2 protein-coding genes are annotated in these 4,053 nt (G+C 35.5%); both read left to right on the forward strand.

Annotation, left to right across the window (positions count from 1 at the left end):
- Nucleotides 1-180 precede the first annotated feature (180 nt).
- Entirely contained in the window at nucleotides 181-330 is a 150-nt protein-coding gene (locus tag ACFINI_RS09400; protein ID WP_375612614.1) for a hypothetical protein, read from the forward strand.
- 970 nt (nucleotides 331-1,300) lie between these two features.
- On the forward strand, nucleotides 1,301-4,053 hold a 2,753-nt coding region (locus tag ACFINI_RS09405), incomplete at its 3' end, for an autotransporter outer membrane beta-barrel domain-containing protein (RefSeq protein WP_375647988.1).

Consider the following 4,053-nt stretch of genomic DNA (forward strand, 5'->3'; position numbering starts at 1 on the left):
GGCATACGCTATCAGTTTTAAATCAAGGCTGTAAAAATAGCCTATTCATTCTATTCAATTTAATAAAAAGGCAGCACGATATGCTGCCTTTTTTTATTCTTGACACCCTTTCATAAAAAGATCGCTCGAATAGCTTTTGTTCTTTATCCTCCCAAGATCATCTCCATCAAGATTTATTGATTGACAAGGCTAGGTATTGTTTTTGATGCATACCAGATTGAAGTAGTTGCTCGTACACAGGCAAAAAAACGCTTTCGTTATAATCCTGAAAAGACAGCTGTGGAAGGTCTTGCCAATTTGCTGGAATTGGGGAGCGTGAAATGCGTGTAGCAGTCTTTGCGCAAAAGAATGAAAATATGCACTAAAGCGGGTGGTTATGCTTAAGGGTGAGAATAAATTCAGTGATTTTGAGAAATCTGCCCCTTACGCTGTCTTAGATATTGAATGGCATTTATCTCTCATAAACAAAAATGTCGCAAAGCGCTTCATCTCCAAGTGAAAGTAAAACTTTCAGAAAAAACACCTTATATGTATTTATTGATAAATCATATATGTTTATTGATAAATCGCGCTTGCTTCATAAAATCCCCTTCCCCTTTTTCTCAAAGCAAAAAGAAAATGTAAAGTTTTACTGTCGTAAGTAGATAAAAAGCACAAGCTACTATTATTTTCCTCTTTACACAGGAAACATACTGCAAAATATTTCTTTACGCAGATAATTTAATTAAATACACCCAAAAAACAAAGACATCAACCACTTTATCAAAATACTCAAGAAGAAACTAAGATTTATAAAAGCATCAATCAGTACTCTTTAGCATATTTATAAAACACATTACATCCAATATAAAACACCTCAGATCTAAAATTAAGTAAACTTTTTTAATTTTTGCTGACGGCTGTTCCCAACGATGCTGTCCCCCCTTTATTCTCCTTAATGCATCAAAATATATGACAGTACTGTGATAACATTAAAAAGTACAAACAAACAACGATCATTTGCTTATAATATTGTATTTAAATATCATTTTAATATTTTTAATTATATATTTAATACGTAATAACTAAAACTATAAATATAATATGACTTAAATGTAAATATATACATTAATTATTATGTTTTTTAATTTGACTATAAGTAAATTATAAAACTATAATTAAATTATAAAATAGTGAGCAAGAAGAATATTTTTATAGACCATTATTTATTTTCTTATATTGTTTGTTCTTCTTATAACAAGTGGAGATATGGCAAACAGAAAAAATATTTGTAGCTTAGTTTTAAGTGAGGAGAACATAAATGTCTAAAAAATCTCTTTTATCGCATACAGCAACTGCAGCAATTCTATTATTTGGGACCTACCACAACACACAAGCGGAAGAACTTAAAGAACTTAAAGTTTCTGATGGAAAAAAAATGGAAGTCTCTAAAGAAAGCTACGATAATATTTGGGCAGAAACAGGTGGAAAAATCATCGGCAAGAATTTAAAGCTGGGGAGTACCTCTCCAACACCACCATCTGTTACAACCGTTGTCACCGTTAAAGGATCCGATAGTTTGATTGAATTATCGGACAATACCATCATTGGTGCTCCACTTGGAACTAAATCTTCCTATGAATACGGCGTTAATATATCGGATAACGCTACATTCAAAATGACAGGAGGTTCTATCAATGTTGATAAAACCGCTATTCAGCTAAATGCTGGTAACGGAAATATGGAAAATGTCACAATAACAAGTGAAAACAGCGAACCCTATAACGCAATAAAAGCTGAAAAAAAAAGTAAACTCACTTTGAAAAATATAACTGTTAAAAAAGCAAAAAACAGCATCTTTGCAGATAACCAAACTCAAGTAACAGTTATCGATGGATCTTTTGAGGCAAACGAAACAGCAATCAATGCTCGAAACGGTAGTATCATTACTTTAAACAATAAGGCAAAAATCACATCACTTAACGGTGATGGGCTCAATGCCATTGGTGAGCAATCAAAAATTTTTATGACAGAGGGAACTGTTACCGGTAGCAATAGTGTATTATATACAAAAGCTGGTGGATATATTAATGTTAAAGATGTTGTGCTCACAGCAAATGGTGAAGGAACAAAATTCGGTGCATTTGCAAGAGGTTCCAGCACTATTGAATTGAATGGTAACACAACAATTAAAAATGCTTCGATCGGTGTTAAAGCCGAAAGTGATAATGCGACAATCAAGATGACCGGAGGATCGATTGAGGTCACAGGAGACAAAGCAGTAGGTGCATCATTTCTTAACACCACCAGCAAAGAAAACACGCTGAAAGATGTAAAAATATCAAGCGGAAATGATGACTTTCTTATGGATAAAGGGATAAGTGCTGACAAAGGAAGTATTGTCACTTTAAATAATGTAACCGTCACGAAAGCAAAAAACAGCATCTTAGCAGATAACAAATCTCAAATAACAATCACCGGCGGATCTTTTGAGGCAAAAGGAGAAGCAATAATTGCTCAAAACGGCAGTAGCATTACTTTAAACAATGGTGCGAAAATCATTTCATCTGAGCATAATGCGCTGAGTGCCATTGGTGAGCAATCAAAAATTTTCATGACAGGAGGAACTGTTACTGGGAGTAATAATTCATTATATGCAACTTTGGGTGGATATATTAATGTTAAAGATGTTGCACTCACAGAAAATGGCGAAAGCTCAGTTACAGGCGCATCAGCTGAGGGCCCAAACAGCGTCATTGAATTAAAAGGAAAAACAACGATTACGAAGACTCTCTTTGGTCTTTATGTAACGGATGGAGGCAAAATCACAAGTGAAGAATTAACGATAAAAGGGAAGAAAACAAATATTGAGGGAATCGAACTGCCCAGCATGGGTGTAAATGCTGCTGCAAATAGCGTCATTGAATTAAACGGAAAAACAACGATTGAAAAAGTTGATTTTGGACTTGTCGCATCCAATAGCACGATTAAGATGATCAATGGCGCTGAAAACAAAATAGATGCAACACTAATTGCACTAAAGATAAACAGAAATGGACATATTGATCTCGCAAATACTTCTGCAACAGCAGGGGTTGCTGGGGTAAATTTTGCAGATTTGTCTCAAAATAAGTTAAACGGCCTAAGTAATAGTAATCCACAAGATTGGCAAAACAGTGAAGTTAATTTGACCAATACAGATCTGATCGTTGAAAATGGTATTGGAATAAATACCGATGAATCAATGGGGAAAATTAATCTCAAAAATTCAAAAATCCTTGCAGATACGTTATTCAAAAACATAAAGCAGAAGACAAAACCTGTTGAAATGTTTACTTTAACCGCAGACCATTCTGTCTTACAAGGCGGTGTAAGAAATGACGAAAATGGGCAAACACGCTTTGATCTGAAAAACGACACAAAATGGACGTTGAAGATCAGTAACAATGAAAAAGATGCTGATGGAAAACTACTTGATATTGCTCAAAGATCTCGTTCCGATATTTCTACGCTTAATCTCGATAACAGCTCCATTATGTTTAGCAAGCCAACAGAAAAACAGCATTACCAAACTTTGTATATAGGTTCTGGTAAACCAGACACGCAAGCCGTCTACAATGCCTCTGGTGACGCAAAGATTTACTTCAACACGGCTTGGAGTGATGGTGCTGCAATAAATGACCAAAAAACCGATAGACTTTTGATCCATGGGGATGTCTCTGGCAACACATCAGTTTATGTTTCAGGACGCGTAGAAAAGAACAGTAGTCAAGTAAATACCTCTGCTGCTCCTAATGTACGGGGGCTTTCACTCATTCAAGTTTCTGGAAAAGCAACTGAAAACTCTTTCAAACTCGTAAATGGCTATACCACAAGAGGTGGCTTACCAGATATGTATACACTACGTGCCTATGGACCAGACTCAAGCCAAGGAAAAGCCGATATTGCGCAAAACCTCTTTGATGAAAAGAATGAAAACTTCTGGGATTTCCGTTTGCAACCCGAACTGCTTGACTCCAATTCTGGTTCAAATCCTGATCCTGAAACAAATATCCCTACCGTTGCCCCTGTACC

The sequence above is a fragment of the Bartonella sp. AA56HLJMS genome, assembly GCF_042197145.1.
Classification (GTDB): domain Bacteria; phylum Pseudomonadota; class Alphaproteobacteria; order Rhizobiales; family Rhizobiaceae; genus Bartonella.